Source organism: Williamsia sp. MIQD14 (genome assembly GCF_051025635.1).
GTDB lineage: Bacteria > Actinomycetota > Actinomycetes > Mycobacteriales > Mycobacteriaceae > Williamsia_A.
In genome coordinates this window covers 1,173,501-1,190,408 of record NZ_JBPFDG010000001.1, presented here as the reverse complement: position 1 = coordinate 1,190,408, position 16,908 = coordinate 1,173,501, and the positions used below count along the sequence as shown (strand labels likewise).

Here is a 16,908-nt window from a genome sequence, read left to right as displayed (position 1 = left end):
GTCATCCCTGCCACATGGACAGGTTCGTCGAGATCGCCCGCGAGTAATGGGTGTGCGAGTCATCTACCCCGCGGCGGAACTGTGCGAGCCCCTCATCGACTGTTCGCATTCCCTCGGCCAGCTTCCGGAAGAAGGCCACTTGTGCATCCCGAGCCTCGCCACTCCAGTCAGAACCCAGCGCCATCACCTTGTGCTCGCACTCGGTGATCATGTCGGTGAACGAATCGCGAAAGCGCCCCAGCGTGTCCACGGCCTCTGGCAGCGCGGGTAACTGAACCTCGAAGTCGGCCCCGCCCGCGTTCGCTGTCACGACAAGTCCATGTTGAGCGTGCCGGCGCCCGGTTCAACGAGGCAGCGCTCTCGTCGTCAGTCGAAGTGAACTGCGCCGCAGCGTCGGAGATCTTGCGTGCCATATCCCGCAATGCCTCCACCACCTGGACATAGCCGTCGTCCCACGTCTGCCACAGCTCCTGGTGGGTGGCGGGAGCGATACCTCGCCATTTCGACCCGACCAGCGTCTCCACATCGTCTCGCGCCACGCGATGACGATCGTCGATCTGGTCGGCCACGGACGACAAGTGATTCGCGGTCGCCACCAGCTGTTCTGTGTTCGCATGCATTGCACAGCCCCGTCTGATGTTTCCGTTCGTGTGTACGAGCTCGATTATGAGGCAAACGAAGCGCCGGACGCTACGTGGCCAACCGTCAGCCACCCACCAGCCCGTGACGGTGCGCGAAGGCGATGGCCTGGCCGCGGTCGCGGAGCGAGAGTTTGGCGAAGACGTTGTTGATGTGGGTCTTCACGGTGGACTCGCTGACGTAGAGCGTGGAGGCGATCTCGCGGTTGCTGGACCCGTCGGCCATGTGCACCAGCACTTCTCGCTCCCGCGCGGTGAGGGTGTCGAGTTCGGTGCTCGCGACCGGGGCGGGCTGCGACGCGGCCGAGCGTACCGCGCCGGCGAGAAGTCGCTGTTGCACAGTGCGATCGAGGACGGACTGTCCGGCGGCGGCCGCGCGGATGGCGGCGGCGATCTCGTGGCGGTTCGCGTCCTTGGTGAGGTAGCCACGTGCGCCGGCGTCGAGCGCGCGGAAGATCGATTCGTCGTCGTCGAAGGTGGTGAGCACCACCACAGGCAGATCGGGTGACGATTCGGCGATGATGCGGGTGGCCTCGGCGCCGTCCATCCCGGGCATGCGCAGGTCGGTCAGCACGACGTCGGGCCGGTGCTCGACCACCAGGTCGACCAGCGCGGAACCGTCGGCCGCGGTGCCCACGATCGAGAGGTCGGCCACGAGGTCGAGCATCGCGGCGAGCGCATCCCGGATCGTCGCCTGATCGTCGGCGATCACGACGCGGATGGGCTGCGCGGACTCGGCGGCGGTCATCGGGGCACCTCGATCGTGACGGTCCAGCCCGCATCCGGGTCGGCGGCGGTGCCCGGCCCGGTGGTGAGCGACGCGCCGATCTCCGCGGCACGTTCCCGCATACCGATCAGTCCCATTCCCGATCCTCCGGTGAATTCCTCAGCGTGCGTGGCGCGGTCGTTGACCACACTCACGCGCAGTCTGTCAGGTGCGAACTCGAGCGCCACCGAGATCGGTGCCCCGGAAGCATGGCGACGCGCGTTGGTGAGCGCCTCACCGACGATCCGGGTGAGGTGCGCGACGACGTCGGGTGCGGGCTCCCACGGGTCGCCGTCGGTCGACAAGGTCTCGTCATCCCCGGTCACCAGCGACACCATCGACGCGACGAGACCACGCGACTCCTCGCGCAGGGCGTACACCGCACGTCGTGCCTCGACGAGTCCGTCGGCGACCATGCCCTGCGCGGTTCTCACGGCCTGCCGTCCGTCCTCGGCCCGGCCATCCTCGAGCAGCGCGTCGGCGAGGTTGAGCTGCATGTTCACCCCGGACAGCGAGTGGGCGAGCACGTCGTGGATCTCCCGCGCCACCCGTGCGCGTTCGGCGAGGACCTGCGCCCGACTCTCCGAGGCGATGGCGCGGTCGGTCTGCTCCACCTTCTCCCGCGCCAGCCGCATGGCCTCGCTGCGATCGCGGCGCGTCATGCCGATCAGCACGGCGAGGCCGACCAGCAACGGGTAGTACGAGGTGCCGTCGAACTTCACGGCCATGGCGACGAACGCCGTGGCCGAGGTGACCCCGGCGATCACGATCGCGGGGATCGCGGAGAACCGGAACCCGGCGGTCCCGGCGACGATCGGGGCGAATGCGGTGGCCGCGCTGGTGGGATCGAACGCGAACAACAATCCGGCGACGATGCCGGCTCCCAGGGTGGCGACGAAGCGAACCCGGTCGGTCAATGTCGCGGGGTCGAGGAGTCGCAGCGACATCCCGAACGTCCCCAGGACCATGAGGATCAGTCCGTAGAGCCCGGCGCCGGAGAACCCGAGCGGTGCCACGGTGAACCACGCCCACACCACCACGGCCAGATTGATCAGCGGCATCAGCCGGATCATCGTGGTGTCTGCCAGTCCGGTCCCGACGTACCCCTCGGTCCCCACGAACCCGCTCGAGGGCACCGGCGGCGACAGGCGGGAGAGCTTCGGGGCGCGCATGAGTCCTCACGATGCCACCGACGTGGCGTCGGCGCGTCCACCCGCGGGTGGAGAGATTTGTCCACCCGTCACTCCACTCGCAGGTCGATCCGCTTCACGGCCGTCCGCAGCAGAGTTGTTCTCGAGCGACACACCGGTCGCACCCAGACCAGGGAAACGAAGGAGAACACCATGTCGGACCTCAGCCAGGCAGTCGAGATCAGCGGCGGAATCTTCGCACTCATGATGGCGACCCAGTACGGCACAAGCCATTTCGGGCTCCACAAGATCGCCATGCCCGTCCTGGCCGTCGGCGGCTTCGGCTACGCCTACCTCAAGGACGCACCGACCGACCACAACTCGATCGTCCTGTACCTCATCGGCGCGGCGATCGGCGCGCTGTTCGCCCTGCCGGCCTACGCCTCGACCGCGATGTGGGCCGATCGCTCGACCGGAAAGGTCATGACCCGCTGCGGGATCGCCTTCCTCGGGGTGTGGCTCGTCGCGATGGCCGCACGCATCGGATTCGTCTGGGCCGTCTCCGACGTCGCGTCCTTCCGCACCTGGGTCGGCGAACACATGATGACGCTGCACCTCACCGGTGACGCCATCGCCCCGTTCTTCGTCATCTGGGCACTGGTGATGGTCGTCGGCCGCGTCGTCGCCCTCTCGGCCCGCGCCGCCCGGCTGCGCAGCGAGTTCCGCACCTCCACGACCGCAGATCTCGCCCTTGCCCGCTGATCCACCCCCGACCACCGTCCAGCGAACCCGAAAGGCACCCCCATGCTCACCGACATCGTCATCGCCGTCGCCGTGATCTGCTTCATCCTCTACCGCCAGATGCGCCCGACACCGGTCGGCACGTCGCCCAGGACCGCGATCATCCTCACCGCGGTCGGCGCGTTCGTGGCCGCGAAGTCCCTCGACGGCAGTGCGTTCGACGCACTCGACGTCGTGGTCCTGGGCGTCTCGACCGTCGTGGGACTCGCCATCGCCGTGGTCCGGGCCCACTCGGTGCGCATCTACCGCGATCCCGCCATGGGAACCGCCTACGGACGAGGAACCGTTCTCACCGCGGGACTGTGGCTGATCGGCATCGCCGCGCACGTCGGGATCGATCTGGCGGCCTCGAGCAGCGTGGCCGGATCGACGCTGCTGTTCTACCTCGGATCGGTTCTGCTGGTGCAGAACCTGGTGGTCAGCGCTCGCGCTCGACGAGCGGGCCTCCCCCTCGCCACGACCGACGGGCGGGCGGTCACCGTGGCCCGGTGACCCGGGTCCGATCGAACTGATCGGAGACGAAGGAGGCCGCCGCGCGCACCGCGCGAGCGGCCTCCGGTCCGAACAGGGGGAACATCTGGAACACGTGGGTCTGATCGGGCCAGATCTGCAGTTCGCTCGTCCCGCCGGCGTCGGTGATCCGTCGATGGATGTCGCGGGCGTCGTCGGCCATCACCTCCAGCGAGCCGGCCTGGATGAGGGTGGCGGGCAGATCCATGTCGGGCGTGAGGTCGATGTGCAACCGCGGGTCGTCGGCGGCGACATCCCCGAGGTACATCCGGATCACGTTGGCGCCCAGTCGCGCATCGATCAACGGGTCGCGGTGCCCACCCCGCTGGCGCGCCAGCGAGATCTCGAAGGTCGGGTCCGACAACGGCGAGAACAGCACCATCGCCCGCGGCTGACCGAGCCCGTGGGAGTGATTGTGGGCCAGCAGGTCCAGCGCCATGTGTCCTCCGGCCGAGTCGCCGGCGACCACGATCTGGTTCGGGGAGTACCCGCGGTCGAGCAGCCACCGGTATCCGGCGATCGCGTCGTCACCGGCGGTGGGGAAGCGGTACTCGGGCCCGAGGCGGTAGTCCAGACTGAACGCCGGCATCCCGGTGAGCGTCGACAGCCGCGACACCAGACCCCGGTGCGTGCGCGGTGAACACACCACGAATCCGCTGCCGTGCAGGTAGTAGATGATCGTGCCGCTCGGGCCGACCCCGCGTCCGTGCACCCACTCGCCGCGCACACCGCGGCGCTCGTGCACCGGGCTGATCGTGGTGCCACGGGGGACCGGACTCAACGCCACGATCGTGCGGTTCACGACCGGCCGTGCCCGCCGGATCATCGTCGGGGTCGGGGAGTTCACCGCGTCTGCCGACCGCAGGCCGAAACCCGACACCAACGCGGGCAACGTGCGCTGCATCGACGAGTTCAGGGAGCGGGACCGCCGCGAGCCGCGGGGCGTGTGCCAGGGCTCTGCGGGATCACCGATGTCGTGGGACGCGACCATCAACCGACGATAACCGGAGATGACATCTGTCATTCGAGATCCGTGACATCCGATCCGGGTGCACGACACCCGACGGCGGCATCGTCATCGGCATGAACATCCCACTCGCTCTCCACACCGAGGGACTCACGAAGTCCTTCGGCGGGTCACGGTCGCAGACCGTGCGCGCCGTCAACGGTGTCGATCTGTCCATCCGCCAGGGCGAGGTCGTCGCCTTCCTGGGCCCCAACGGCGCAGGCAAGACCACGACCCTCGACATGATCCTCGGCCTCACGCGGCCCGACTCGGGCACGGTCGAGCTCTTCGGCACCTCGCCCGACGCCGCAACGGCGTCGGGGCGGATCGCCGCGGTGACCCAGACCGGTGGCCTGCTGCCCGATTTCACCGTCGCCGAGACCGTCCGCATCGTCGCCTCGACCTTCGGCGTGAGCGATGTCGACGAGGTGATGGACCGGGCGTCGATCACCGACATCGCCGGCCGCAAGGTGTCGAAATGCTCCGGCGGCGAGCAGCAACGTCTGAAATTCGCCCTCGCGCTGCTCCCCGACCCCGACCTCATCGTGCTCGACGAGCCGACCGCGGGGATGGACGTCGAGTCCCGGCGGGCGTTCTGGGCGACGATGCGCGCCGACGCCGGCCAGGGCCGCACGGTCCTGTTCGCCACGCACTACCTCGAGGAGGCCGACGACTTCGCCGACCGCATCGTGATGATCGCGGGCGGCAGGGTCGTCGCCGACGGCTCCACCGCGGCCATCCGTGCGCAGTCCTCGGGCCGGGTGGTCTCGGCCGTCGTCGACCCGGCGCGGATCGGCTGGATCACCGACAACGCCCCCGCCGTGACATCCAGCGAGGTCCGAGGTGGCCGAATCCACCTGTCCACCAGCGACTCCGACGCTGTCGCGCGCTTCCTCTTCACCGCCACCGACGCCCACGACCTGGAGATCGTCGCCCACGACCTCGAAGACGCCTTCGTCGCCCTCACCGCCCAGAACACCCCGGAGAAGATCAGATGAGCACCTTCACCCCGACCGCCCCCACCACCGCCGGCGGCCCGCTGCGCGGATTCTCACCCACCTATGTCCGACTCGATGTCCGCCGCGTGCTGCGGAACCGGCGGGCGATGATCTTCACCCTCGCCATGCCGACGCTGCTCTACATCGTCTTCGGCGCGACACAGAAGTACGGCGGCGACGACCGCATCGGCCACGCCAACACCGCGGCCTACGTGATGGTGCACATGGCTGTCTACGGCGCGATCCTCGCCACCACGACCAACGCCGCGTCGGTGGCGCTGGAACAGCAGGCCGGGTGGACGCGGACGCTCCGCCTCACTCCGCTGACGTCGTTGGGGTATGTCGTCACCAAGGCGCTCGTCGCCCTCACGATGGCGGCCCTGCCGCTCATCCTGCTGTCGATCGTCGGTGTGTTCACCGGAGCGCGTGCGCCCGTCGCCATCTGGGTCGGCTCGGTGCTGCTGGGGTGGATCGGTGCGTCGGTGTTCGCCGCGTTCGGGATGGCGATGGGCAGTGCCCTCAAATCGGAGGCCGCCATGCAGGTCAGCGGTGGCGTCCTCACCCTGCTGGCCTTCGCGGGCAATCTGTTCGTACCGCTCCAGGGGGCGATGTTGACCTTCTCGATGTTCACCCCGATGTTCGGGATCAACACATTGGCGAACTACCCGATGACCGGGGGCGACACCGTCTACGGCGACCACATCGCGCTGTGGATCAGCCTGCTCAACATCGTGGTGTGGGCGTCGATCTTCACCGCTGCAGCCGTCTGGTTCCACAACCGCAGCACCGATCGCCCATGACATCGGTCGAGCCTAGAGTCGACGCCGTGAGCACCGCCTCCCCACAGACCGACCCCACCGCGCCCCGGCGCGGTGGGGTCGTGCGGCGGATCCGCGGACTCGGGCGCGACGATCTGCGGTGGGCGTTCCCGGCGATCTGGCTGATCTTCCTCGGCTATCCGATCGGCTCGCTGCTCGCCGCCGACGAGACCGCGACCCGTACCGCGATCGGGATGGCCCTCATCGCCGCCTTCGCCGTGACCTACGTCCTGGCCTGCGTCCACGTCATCCCGATGCGCCACGACAGCCCCGACCCCGGGCTCGCGCTGCGGTACTTCGTCGCACTCGCCGCGATCGCGGTGGCGACGGAGCCCATCCTCGCCAACGGCAGTCTGGCCTTCGGCCCCTTCCTCATCGCCATCACCGTGTTCGGGTTGTCGCAACGGTTCGGGTTCGTGGCCACCGGTATCGTGATCGGCCTCGCCGTCGTCGGACCGGAGTTCATCCCCGGCTGGGACTTCGACCCGGGAACCGTCATCGCGCTCGTCGTCTCGGGCGGCGCGATGATCGCGGCCCGCAATCTGCAACTGCGCGAACGGGAACGAGACGCCGCCGAAACCGCGCGTCGCGAGCTCGACGAGCAACTCGCCGTGGTCGCCGAACGTGAACGTGTCGCGCGCGACGTGCACGACATCCTCGGGCACTCGCTGACCGTGATGACCCTGAAATCGGAGTTGGCCGGTCGCCTCGTCGACATCGACCCCGAGCGGGCGAAAGCGGAACTGGCCGAGCTGCACTCGATGTCGCGGCAGGCGTTGGCCGAGGTGCGGGCCACCGTCGGCGGACTGCGCACACCCGACCTGCGCACCGAACTGGCCGCCGCGCGCACCGCGTTGACCGCCGCCGACATCGTCGCCGATCTACCCCAGGCGCCCGCCGACCTCGCCCCCTCGCGCTCGGCGCTGTTCGCCTGGGTGCTGCGGGAGTCGGTCACCAACGTGGTGCGCCACAGCGGCGCGGCCCGGTGCAGTGTCTCGGTCGCCGACGACCGCCTCGAGGTGACCGACGACGGCTGCGGGATCCCCGACCACGCCTTCGGCAACGGTCTGCGGGGACTCACCGAACGGGTCGAGGCCGCCGGCGGCGACCTGCATGTGCGCGCGACCCCCCAGGGGACCGCCGTCGAGGTGGTCCTCGCGTGAGCGCACCGATCCGGCTCCTCCTCGCCGACGATCAGGCGCTGGTGCGCGGTGCCCTCGCGGCGCTGCTCGACCTGGAGCAGGACATCTCCGTGGTGGCGCAGGTGGGCCGGGGTGACGAGGTGGTCGACGCCGCGCGCGCGGCCGATGTCGACGTGTGCCTGCTCGACATCGAGATGCCCGGCGCCGACGGAATCGAGGCCGCCGCGCGCATCAAGGCCGAACTGCCACAGACCCGTTCGTTGATCGTCACGACGTTCGGTCGTCCCGGGTACCTCCGTCGCGCGGTCGAGGCCGGTGCGTCGGGTTTCGTCGTGAAGGACACGCCTGCAGGCGAACTCGCCGATGCGGTACGACGCGTTCATGCAGGCCTGCGGGTGATCGACCCGACGCTGGCCACCGAGAGTCTCACCGACGGTGACAGTCCGCTCACCGCCCGTGAACGTGATGTGTTGCGGGCCGCGCTCGACGGCGCCACGGTGGCGATGATCGCCGGTCAGGTGCACCTCACGCAGGGCACGGTGCGCAACTACCTGTCGAGTGCCATCGGCAAGACCGGCGCATCGACCCGCGGAGAGGCCGCCGCCACCGCCCGGCGCCGCGGCTGGCTGTAGCCCCGCGTTCTCCCACATCACGGTTCATCGGCCCGCGCGGGGACTGTCGGGCTACCCTTTCCGGAGCCGAGCGGGGTAAAAGAGCTGCCTCGACTGGGGGGAGACGATGTCGATCGATGCCGCGCGATCTCTCGACGACCTGCTCGGTCCGTCGGGTCGGGTGCGGTCGGTGTACCAACCGATCCTCGATCTGCAGACCCGTGTCGTGGTGGGATACGAGGCGCTCGCGCGGTTCCCGCGGTCCCCGGAGCTCGGACCCACCGAGATGTTCGCCGCCGCGCGCGACATCGGTGTCCTGGGCGATCTCGACTGGGAGTGCCGTCGCGCCGCCATGGTCGGTGCCCTGCGTGGGGGAGTGCGCGGCCCGCTGCATTTGTTCCTCAACCTCGAACCCAGTGTGCTCGGTACGCCCCCGCCGTGGCGTGTCGACCCGCGGCAGGTCTCCGAGGCCGTGGGCATCGTCCCCACCGTGATCGAGCTGACCGAGCGGGCCCTGCTCACCGATCCGCGATCGGTGTTGTGGGCGGCCGACTGGGCGCGGGAACGGTCGTGCCTCGTCGCGCTCGACGATGTGGGCGTCAACCCCGACTCGGTGGCGATGCTCTCGGTCATCCGCCCCGACATCATCAAGCTGGACCGGGTGATGCTGGGCTCCGATCTCGGCTCCGAACAACGTCGCACCCTACGCGCGGTCTGGGATCACGTGAGCGACAGTGACTGCCGGATCCTGTGCGAGGGAATCGAATCCGAGGCCGACGTCGATCGTGCCCGCGCACTCGGTGCGACCCTGGTGCAGGGCTATCACCTCGGCACGCCCGGTCCGCTGGAGATCACCGCCGACATCCTCGACGCCGCCGGCGGATCGAGCGTCCTGGCCATCGAGCCCGAGGCGCCGTCGGTGATCCCCTCGGTCCCGGCCGACCTGTTGCGACGGCTGCCGACCAGGACGTCGCCGCTGCGTCAGATCGCCGCCCTCGGTTCGGGTTTCGAGGAGGCCGCCGCCCGTGACGGCACCATCGGGCTGATCCTGCTCTCGATCCACCTCCCGGAGCTGTTCACCGCTGCGGCGGCCGGTCGTTTCGCCGAGCTGGCGGGATCGAACACGCTCGTCGGGGTGGTCGGCGCCGGCACCGCCCTCCCCGAGGGCGTCCGCGGCGCCCACATCCAACCGCTGCGTGAACACGTCGCGCTGGCGGTCGTCGACCCCGACGGATCCACCGCGGTGGTCGCCCGCAACCTCGGCGACACCGGACCTGTCGGCGATCGCCGCTACGAGTGGGCCATCACCCACGACGACCGCGAGGTGGCCGGGATCGCCCGCGCCCTGCTGCGTCGTCTCGCGCCGCTCCCGACGACCGACGTCGCGCAGGGCCACCGCATCGCCGCCCACTCCACCTCGCGCGACCACCGCAGTCTGCTGTCGGAGCTCGCGCACACCGCGGCTCGGGCCGTCGCCGGAGCCGACAGCGTGGGGCTGTCGCTGGTGTCGCGGGACCAGGGCCTCACCACCATCGCGGCCAACGACCAGTACCCGGTGCTGCTCGATCAGCTGCAGCAGCTCTACGGGGTGGGGCCCAGCCTCGAACCGAGCGACGACGACACGGTGATCCACATCTCCGACCTGGCCTCCGACCGACGCTGGCCAAAGTACAGCCGCGTGATCAACTCCGCGGCCCCCATCGGGACGGTGCTGTCGTTCCGTCTGTTCACCGGCCTCGACACCTCGGGCTTCATCACGTTCTACGCCCAGGACCCCAACGCCCTCGACACCGATGCGATCGAGGTGGCCCACGAGCTGGCGCGGCACGCCCAGCAGTACTGGATCATGCTGCGCGCGTTGACATCGAGAGACGCACCGACGCCCATCCCGCGGGGTCTGCTGGCGGCGGCGATCGACGACGCGGTCGGCGGACCGGAGTCGTCGCCGAGCGGTCTCGCCGAACCCGACGCCGGTCGCATGGGTCGTGTGCGCGAGGTCTTCGACCGAGCCGTCCGCGAGGGGCGCTCGGTCGCGTCGGTCGCGGCGAGCGGATCGCCGGGGACCCCGGCGACATGACCTCCGAGGTCAGGAGGTGGGTGCGATTTCTGTGGTAGCCGCCTTCCGTGAGAAAATTGTCCGATGATCACGTGCAGGGCGACCCCTTGCCGGGGTCGACGACGCCACGTCCGGTGACGGACTGGCGTGCACCGTTGAAGCAATGGGGCTGCAACGTTAGGTGCGGATACCATGGGCCGGGGTGTATGCGCTGGTCAGAGCCGTGATTAGGTTGTCCTCATAAGGGTTTGCCGAGCGGTGGTGCCGTAATCTGGGAAGCAGTGAGGCGTTCTCGCGTTACGCGATGTAAGGGCGAACAACAATGAAGCAGGCACCCGGCCCTCAGGGCCTTTACCACCCGGTCAACGAGCACGACTCGTGCGGCGTCGCCTTCGTGGTCGACATGCACGGTCGTCGTTCGCGCGACATCGTCGACAAGGCGATCACGGCGTTGGTCAACCTCGAACACCGCGGTGCAGCGGGTGCCGAGCCGAACACCGGCGACGGCGCGGGCATCATGATCCAGGTCCCCGACGCGTTCCTGCGTGCGGTCACCGATTTCGAACTCCCCGCCGAGGGTGAGTACGCGACCGGTATGGCCTTCCTCCCGCAGGGTTCGGGCGACGCCCGTACCGCGTGCGAGTCGGTCGAGAAGATCACCGAGTCCGAGGGCCTCACCGTCCTGGGATGGCGCGAGGTCCCCACCGACGACACCTCCCTGGGTGCGCTCGCCCGCGACGCGATGCCGACCTTCCGTCAGATCTTCGTCGGCGGCGCCTCGGGCGATGAGCTCGAGCGGCGCGCCTTCGTGGTGCGCAAGCGCGTCGAGACCGAACTCGGCAGCAAGGGCGCCGGCCAGGACGGACCCGGTCGCGAGACCGTCTACTTCCCGAGCCTGTCGGGTCGCACCTTCGTCTACAAGGGCATGCTGACCACTCCGCAGCTGCGGGGCTTCTACCTCGACCTGCAGGACGATCGTGTGGAAAGCGCTCTGGGCCTTGTCCACTCGCGTTTCTCCACCAACACGTTCCCGTCGTGGCCGCTGGCGCACCCGTTCCGCCGCATCGCCCACAACGGTGAGATCAACACCGTCACCGGTAACGAGAACTGGATGCGCGCCCGCGAGGCGCTGATCGACACCAGCGTCTTCGGCGACTCGGTGGCCGAGAAGATCTTCCCCGTGTGCACCGAGGGCGCCTCGGACACAGCGCGTTTCGACGAGGTGCTCGAGCTCCTGCACCTCGGTGGCCGTTCGCTGCCGCACTCGGTGCTGATGATGATCCCCGAGGCCTGGGAGCGTCACGAGAGCATGAAGCCCGAGCACCGGGCGTTCTACGAGTACCACTCCACCCTGATGGAGGCCTGGGACGGTCCGGCCTCGGTCTGCTTCACCGACGGCACGGTCATCGGTGCGGTGCTCGACCGTAACGGTCTGCGCCCCAGCCGGATCTGGGTCACCAAGGACGGACTGGTCGTGATGGCGTCGGAGGTCGGCGTCCTCGACATCGATCCCGCCGACGTGGTGCAGAAGCTGCGTCTGCAGCCCGGTCGCATGTTCCTGGTCGACACCGATCAGGGTCGCATCGTCGACGACGCCGAGATCAAGGACGAGCTCGCGTCGCTGCATCCGTACCAGGAGTGGCTCGACAAGGGCTTCCTGCGGCTCGGTGACCTCCCGAACCGTCCGCACACCCACATGCCGCACGATCGGGTGCGCCTGCGCCAGCAGGTGTTCGGCTACACCAGTGAGGAACTCAGCCTCCTGGTCACACCGATGGCGGCCAGCGGTGCCGAGGCGATCGGCTCGATGGGTACCGACACCCCCATCGCCGTGTTGTCACTGCGCCCGCGGACGCTGTTCGACTACTTCCAGCAGCGCTTCGCCCAGGTCACCAACCCGCCGCTCGACGCCATCCGCGAGGAGGTCGTCACCAGCATCGGTGTGACCATCGGCAAGGAGGGTGACCTGCTCAACCCGACGGCCGATTCGTGCCGTCAGATCGCGCTGCCCCAGCCCATCCTCGACAACGACGCGCTGGCCAAGCTCGTCCGCATCAACGACGACGGCAACTACCCCGACTTCCGCAGCGTGCAGATCCGCGGTCTGTACCCCGTCGCCGAGGGCGGCGAGGGACTGCGGCAGGCGCTCGAGGACGTGCGCCGGCAGGTGTCCGAGGCGATCGCCGACGGTGTGCGTCTGATCGTGTTGTCCGACAGGGAGTCCGACGAGAAGCTCGCCCCGATCCCGTCGTTGCTGCTGACCTCGGCGGTGCACCACCATCTCGTGCGTGAGAAGACCCGCACCCAGGTCGGTCTGCTCGTGGAGGCCGGTGACGCCCGCGAGGTGCACCACATGGCGTGCCTCGTCGGATTCGGTGCCGCGGCGATCAACCCGTACATGGCGCTCGAGTCGATCGAGGACATGGTCGAGCGGGGTGTGCTGAAGGACGCCAAGGGCGAACCCCTCGACTTCGCCACCGCGCAGGCCAATTACGTCAAGGCCGCCGGCAAGGGTGTGCTCAAGGTGATGAGCAAGATGGGTATCTCCACCCTCGCCTCGTACACCGGTGCGCAGCTGTTCCAGGTGATCGGTATCGGCCAGGACACGGTCGACGAGTACTTCACCGGACTGCTCAGCCATCTCGACGGTGTCGGTCTCGACCAGATCGCCGCCGACGTGGCGGCACGGCACGCACTGGCGTTCGAGGCCCGCCCCGAGGAGCGCGCCCACCGCGAGCTCGAGGTCGGTGGCGAGTACCAGTGGCGTCGTGAGGGCGAGTATCACCTGTTCAACCCGGACACGGTGTTCAAGCTGCAGCACTCCACCCGCACCGGCCAGTACTCGGTGTTCAAGGAGTACACGAAGCTCGTCGACGACCAGTCGCGCAAGATCGCTTCTCTGCGTGGCCTGTTCGACTTCAACTTCGGTGACCGCGACCCCATCCCGATCGACAAGGTGGAGCCGGCGAGCGAGATCGTCAAGCGCTTCTCGACCGGCGCGATGAGCTACGGCTCCATCTCCGGGGAAGCCCACGAGACGCTGGCCATCGCCATGAACCGCCTCGGTGGTCGTTCGAACTCGGGTGAGGGCGGCGAGAGCGTCGACCGCTTCGATCGCGACGAGAACGGCGACTGGCGACGCAGTGCGATCAAGCAGGTCGCGTCGGGACGTTTCGGTGTCACGTCGCACTACCTGACGAACTGCACCGACATCCAGATCAAGATGGCGCAGGGTGCCAAGCCCGGTGAGGGCGGCCAGCTGCCCCCGCACAAGGTGTACCCGTGGGTCGCCGAGGTCCGTGGCTCCACTCCCGGTGTGGGTCTCATCTCGCCGCCGCCCCACCACGACATCTACTCGATCGAGGATCTCGCCCAGCTGATCCACGACCTGAAGAACGCGAACCCGGCCGCACGTATCCACGTGAAGCTGGTGTCGGAGGTCGGTGTCGGTACCGTCGCCGCGGGTGTCTCGAAGGCACACGCCGACGTGGTCCTCATCTCCGGTCACGACGGCGGCACCGGTGCCACCCCGTTGACGTCGGAGAAGCACGCCGGCGCACCCTGGGAGCTCGGCCTCGCCGAGACCCAGCAGACGTTGCTGCTCAACGGACTCCGCGATCGCATCGTGGTCCAGGTGGACGGTCAGCTCAAGACCGGTCGTGACGTGGTCGTGGCCGCATTGCTCGGCGGCGAGGAGTTCGGTTTCGCCACCGCGCCGCTGGTGGTGTCGGGCTGCATCATGATGCGTGTCTGCCACCTCGACACCTGCCCCGTGGGTGTCGCGACGCAGAACCCGCTGCTGCGTCAGCGGTTCACCGGCAAGCCCGAGTTCGTCGAGAACTTCTTCATGTTCATCGCCGAGGAGGTGCGGGAACTGTTGGCACGCCTGGGCTTCCGCACCCTGCAGGAGGCGGTCGGGCAGGTCAAGGCCCTCGACACCACCAAGGCGCTCGCGCACTGGAAGGGCGCGAAGGCCGGCAAGCTCGACCTCTCGCCGATCCTGGCCGAGGCCGACTCGCCGTTCATGAACCAGGATCTGTACTGCTCGGGGAGCCAGGATCACGCGCTCGACAAGGCGCTCGATCAGCAGCTCATCGCGCAGAGCCGTCCGGCGATCGACAAGGGTGAGCGTGTCTCGTTCACCTCGGAGATCTCGAACGTCAACCGCACGGTCGGCACCATGCTCGGCCACGAGGTGACGAAGGTCTACGGTGCCACCGGACTCCCCGAGGGCACGGTGATCATCGACTTCACCGGGTCGGCGGGCAACAGTTTCGGTGCGTTCCTGCCTAAGGGAATCACGCTGCGGCTCGAGGGCGACGCGAACGACTTCGTCGGCAAGGGCCTCTCGGGTGGACGCATCGTGGTGCATCCCTCGAAGGTCGCGCCGGAGAGCTTTGTCGCCGAGGAGAACATCATCGCGGGCAACGTGATCGGATTCGGCGCCACCGGCGGCGAGATCCTGCTGCGCGGTGTGGTGGGCGAGCGGTTCTGCGTCCGAAACTCCGGTGCCGTCGCGGTGGTCGAGGGCGTCGGTGACCACGGTTGCGAGTACATGACCGGTGGACGGGTCGTCGTGCTCGGCGACACCGGACGCAACTTCGCGGCCGGCATGTCCGGTGGTGTCGCGTACGTCTACGACCCGTTCGGCAAGCTCCCCGACAACCTCAACACCGAGCTCGTGGAGCCCGAGGCACTCGAGGACGAGGACGTGGAGTTCCTCCACGGGATCATCGAGAAGCACCGCAGCGAGACCGATTCCCCGGTGGCCGCAGCCATTCTGGCCGACTGGGACAACACGCAGGGCAAGTTCACGAAGGTGATGCCGCGGGACTACAAGCGAGTTCTCGCGGCCATCGCCGATGCCGAGAAGGCAGGGCGTGACGTGGACGAGGCGATCATGGAGGCAGCTCGTGGGTGATCAAAAGGGTTTCATCAAGTACACCGAGCGGGAGCTCCCGGCACGTCGGCCCGTGGATCTGCGGCTGATGGACTGGAAAGAGGTCTACGCCGAACACGACCACGAGACGCTGCAGCGCCAGGCCAGCCGGTGCATGGACTGCGGTATCCCGTTCTGCCACAACGGCTGCCCGCTGGGCAACCTGATCCCGGAGTGGAACGACCTGGTCTACAAGGGGCAGTGGGAGGACGGCATCGACCGTCTGCACGCCACCAACAACTTCCCGGAGTTCACCGGTCGGTTGTGCCCCGCCCCGTGTGAGGCCTCGTGCGTGCTGGGTATCAACCAGCCCGCCGTCACGATCAAGCAGGTCGAAGTGGAGTTGATCAACAACGCCTTCGACAACGGGTGGGTCAAGCCCGTCATGCCGACCAAGGAGACCGGCAAGACGGTCGCCGTCGTCGGTTCGGGTCCCGCGGGACTCGCTGCGGCGCAGCAGCTCACGCGTGCCGGCCACACCGTCACGGTGCTCGAGCGTGCCGATCGCATCGGCGGACTGCTCCGCTACGGCATCCCCGAGTTCAAGATGGAGAAGCGGCACATCGACCGCCGCGTCGAGCAGATGGAGGCCGAGGGCACCACGTTCCGCACCGGTGTCAACGTGGGTGTCGACCTGTCGGTCGAGGACCTGCGGTCGTCGTACGACGCGGTCGTGCTCGCCAACGGCGCCACCAGCTGGCGTGACCTGCCGATCCCCGGTCGCGAGCTCGAGGGCATCTACCAGGCCATGGAGTTCCTGCCGTGGGCCAACAAGGTGCAGCTCGGCGACGACGTCGTCGGTGAGGACGGTCAGCCGCCCATCACCGCGAAGGGCAAGAAGGTCGTCATCATCGGTGGCGGCGACACCGGCGCCGACTGCCTCGGTACCTCGCTGCGCCAGGGTGCCGAGATCGTGCACCAGTTCGAGATCATGCCGCGCCCGCCCGAGGAGCGCGCCGAGAGCACCCCGTGGCCGACGTACCCGCTGATGTACCGCGTGTCCTCGGCCCACGAGGAGGGCGGCGAGCGCGTGTTCTCGGTCAACACCGAGCAGTTCACCGGCGAGAACGGCAAGGTCACCTCCCTCTCGGCCCACGAGGTCGTGATGAAGGACGGCAAGTTCGAGAAGGTCGAGGGCTCGGATTTCGAGCTCGAATGTGACCTCGTGCTGCTGGCGATGGGCTTCGTCGGACCCGAGCGCGAGGACTTCCTCGACAAGCTCGGCGTCGAGTACAACGGCCGCGGAAATGTGGTGCGCGACGACGACTTCCAGTCGACCGTGCCCGGTGTCTTCGTCGCCGGTGACGCCGGCCGCGGCCAGTCGCTCATCGTGTGGGCCATCGCCGAGGGTCGTTCCGCGGCCGCCGGCGCCGATCGCTACCTCACGCAGGAGACCTTCCTGCCGGCACCGATCGTCCCCACGCAGGCACCGCAACGCTGAGTTCTCTGTTCCACCACAACGCCCCTCGTCCCGCTCGGGACGGGGGGCGTTC

At 68.4% G+C, this 16,908-nt stretch carries 13 protein-coding genes and 1 pseudogene; 9 read left to right on the top strand and 5 right to left on the bottom strand.

Annotated elements, in window-relative coordinates:
- Window position 1: 1 nt before the first annotated feature.
- From ACQ7HM_RS05100 to ACQ7HM_RS05085, 4 genes and pseudogenes are all read right to left on the bottom strand, one after another.
- Complete coding sequence (locus ACQ7HM_RS05100) at window positions 2–310, bottom strand: WXG100 family type VII secretion target (RefSeq protein ID WP_434215133.1); 309 nt, start codon at window positions 308–310, stop codon at window positions 2–4.
- A 55-nt stretch (window positions 311–365) separates the two neighbouring features.
- Window positions 366–620, bottom strand: a pseudogene (locus ACQ7HM_RS05095) (WXG100 family type VII secretion target); the annotation flags it as partial.
- Window positions 621–705: 85 nt separating this feature from the next.
- Entirely contained in the window at window positions 706–1,386 is a 681-nt protein-coding gene (locus ACQ7HM_RS05090; protein WP_434215132.1) for a response regulator, read from the bottom strand.
- Complete coding sequence (locus tag ACQ7HM_RS05085) at window positions 1,383–2,576, bottom strand: sensor histidine kinase (RefSeq protein ID WP_434215131.1); 1,194 nt, start codon at window positions 2,574–2,576, stop codon at window positions 1,383–1,385. Before ACQ7HM_RS05085 ends, ACQ7HM_RS05090 begins: the two co-directional genes overlap by 4 nt.
- A 171-nt stretch (window positions 2,577–2,747) precedes the next feature.
- Between ACQ7HM_RS05085 and ACQ7HM_RS05080 the strand changes: the two genes are divergently transcribed.
- Together ACQ7HM_RS05080 and ACQ7HM_RS05075 are read left to right on the top strand one after the other, a co-directional pair.
- Window positions 2,748–3,296, top strand: coding sequence for a hypothetical protein (locus tag ACQ7HM_RS05080; RefSeq protein ID WP_434215130.1), 549 nt, complete (start codon window positions 2,748–2,750; stop codon window positions 3,294–3,296).
- Between the two features lie 42 nt (window positions 3,297–3,338).
- The gene (locus ACQ7HM_RS05075) at window positions 3,339–3,827 is read left to right on the top strand and encodes a hypothetical protein (RefSeq protein WP_434215129.1); all 489 of its coding nucleotides are present in this window, start codon (window positions 3,339–3,341) and stop codon (window positions 3,825–3,827) included.
- On the opposite strand, the gene ACQ7HM_RS05070 is transcribed toward ACQ7HM_RS05075, so the two are convergent.
- Complete coding sequence (locus ACQ7HM_RS05070; protein WP_434215128.1) at window positions 3,811–4,836, bottom strand: alpha/beta hydrolase; 1,026 nt, start codon at window positions 4,834–4,836, stop codon at window positions 3,811–3,813. The genes ACQ7HM_RS05075 and ACQ7HM_RS05070 overlap by 17 nt on opposite strands.
- A gap of 92 nt (window positions 4,837–4,928) precedes the next feature.
- On the opposite strand from ACQ7HM_RS05070, the gene ACQ7HM_RS05065 reads away from it, so the two are divergent.
- From ACQ7HM_RS05065 to ACQ7HM_RS05035, 7 genes are all read left to right on the top strand, one after another.
- The gene (locus tag ACQ7HM_RS05065; protein WP_434215127.1) at window positions 4,929–5,849 is read left to right on the top strand and encodes an ABC transporter ATP-binding protein; all 921 of its coding nucleotides are present in this window, start codon (window positions 4,929–4,931) and stop codon (window positions 5,847–5,849) included.
- Window positions 5,846–6,649: an ABC transporter permease gene (locus ACQ7HM_RS05060; protein WP_434215126.1), complete on the top strand. Its 804-nt coding sequence runs from the start codon at window positions 5,846–5,848 to the stop codon at window positions 6,647–6,649. The genes ACQ7HM_RS05065 and ACQ7HM_RS05060 overlap by 4 nt, the downstream gene beginning before the upstream one ends.
- 26 nt (window positions 6,650–6,675) lie before the next feature.
- Window positions 6,676–7,830, top strand: a complete 1,155-nt coding sequence (locus tag ACQ7HM_RS05055; protein WP_434215125.1) for a sensor histidine kinase — start codon at window positions 6,676–6,678, stop codon at window positions 7,828–7,830.
- Window positions 7,827–8,441, top strand: coding sequence for a response regulator (locus tag ACQ7HM_RS05050; protein ID WP_434215124.1), 615 nt, complete (start codon window positions 7,827–7,829; stop codon window positions 8,439–8,441). Before ACQ7HM_RS05055 ends, ACQ7HM_RS05050 begins: the two co-directional genes overlap by 4 nt.
- A gap of 106 nt (window positions 8,442–8,547) precedes the next feature.
- Window positions 8,548–10,497: an EAL domain-containing protein gene (locus tag ACQ7HM_RS05045; protein ID WP_434215123.1), complete on the top strand. Its 1,950-nt coding sequence runs from the start codon at window positions 8,548–8,550 to the stop codon at window positions 10,495–10,497.
- Between the two features lie 301 nt (window positions 10,498–10,798).
- Window positions 10,799–15,397, top strand: a complete 4,599-nt coding sequence (gene gltB, locus ACQ7HM_RS05040; RefSeq protein WP_434215122.1) for a glutamate synthase large subunit — start codon at window positions 10,799–10,801, stop codon at window positions 15,395–15,397.
- The gene (locus tag ACQ7HM_RS05035; protein ID WP_434215121.1) at window positions 15,390–16,856 is read left to right on the top strand and encodes a glutamate synthase subunit beta; all 1,467 of its coding nucleotides are present in this window, start codon (window positions 15,390–15,392) and stop codon (window positions 16,854–16,856) included. The genes gltB and ACQ7HM_RS05035 overlap by 8 nt, the downstream gene beginning before the upstream one ends.
- Window positions 16,857–16,908: the final 52 nt, after the last annotated feature.

Bases quoted from the DNA above. Each gene is read 5' to 3' on its own strand.
- ACQ7HM_RS05090 (WP_434215132.1), bottom strand. From the start codon at position 1,386: ATGACCGCCGCCGAGTCCGCGCAGCCCATCCGCGTCGTGATCGCCGAC.
- ACQ7HM_RS05085 (WP_434215131.1), bottom strand. From the start codon at position 2,576: ATGCGCGCCCCGAAGCTCTCCCGCCTGTCGCCGCCGGTGCCCTCGAGC.
- ACQ7HM_RS05080 (WP_434215130.1), top strand. From the start codon at position 2,748: ATGTCGGACCTCAGCCAGGCAGTCGAGATCAGCGGCGGAATCTTCGCA.
- ACQ7HM_RS05075 (WP_434215129.1), top strand. From the start codon at position 3,339: ATGCTCACCGACATCGTCATCGCCGTCGCCGTGATCTGCTTCATCCTC.
- ACQ7HM_RS05070 (WP_434215128.1), bottom strand. From the start codon at position 4,836: ATGGTCGCGTCCCACGACATCGGTGATCCCGCAGAGCCCTGGCACACG.
- ACQ7HM_RS05065 (WP_434215127.1), top strand. From the start codon at position 4,929: ATGAACATCCCACTCGCTCTCCACACCGAGGGACTCACGAAGTCCTTC.
- ACQ7HM_RS05060 (WP_434215126.1), top strand. From the start codon at position 5,846: ATGAGCACCTTCACCCCGACCGCCCCCACCACCGCCGGCGGCCCGCTG.
- ACQ7HM_RS05045 (WP_434215123.1), top strand. From the start codon at position 8,548: ATGTCGATCGATGCCGCGCGATCTCTCGACGACCTGCTCGGTCCGTCG.
- gltB (WP_434215122.1), top strand. From the start codon at position 10,799: ATGAAGCAGGCACCCGGCCCTCAGGGCCTTTACCACCCGGTCAACGAG.